The 536-nt window shown below is 68.1% G+C and carries 1 protein-coding gene; it reads right to left on the bottom strand.

Annotated features, from left to right (window positions below):
* Positions 1-4: 4 nt before the first annotated feature.
* A partial coding sequence (locus tag A4V12_RS31980) for a hypothetical protein (protein ID WP_064072992.1) occupies positions 5-536 on the bottom strand: 532 nt, incomplete at its 5' end.

Genomic DNA, 536 nt, shown 5'->3' with positions numbered 1-536 from the left:
GGGGTTACTTGGCTGCGACGATCTGCAGCAGGGTGAAGTCACGGCCCTGGGGGTCGGCGGTCTCGCCGACGTTGTTCCAGGAGTTCTTCTTGAGGTTGTAGGACTGCTCTTCCTCGCCGGTGACCATGTGGACCTTGACGGCGTAGTCGTTGGCCTTGGCGCCGATGACAGCGGGGATTTCGAGGTCGAGGCGTCCGGTCTTCCCGGTGACCTTGAAGCAGAAGAGGCCGCGTCCGACGGGGTCGGCCTCGTCCATGCCGCGGGCGCGGATCTCGATGAGGCCGGGGGTGCCGCAGGTGGCGAGCGTGATGTGTCCGTCGCCGCTCTTCAGCTTGATGCCGCGTTCCTGGTAGATCCGGGCGGCGTCCGGGTACTCGAAGGTCTCCACGGCCAACGGGGGCAGTGGGGGGTCGATGGATACGGCGGAGGCGGGGGCGGCGTTGGCCACGGAGCCCCCGCCCTGGACCGCCACACCGATGGTGACGGCCGCGACGCCCGCGGCGACGACCGCGGTCGTCCGTGAGAAAAGCTTCATG

Origin of the sequence: Streptomyces noursei, from assembly GCF_001646665.1 — a bacterium.
Classification (GTDB): Bacteria; Actinomycetota; Actinomycetes; order Streptomycetales; family Streptomycetaceae; genus Streptomyces; species Streptomyces lavendulocolor.
This window is presented reverse-complemented; position numbering and strand designations above follow the sequence as displayed.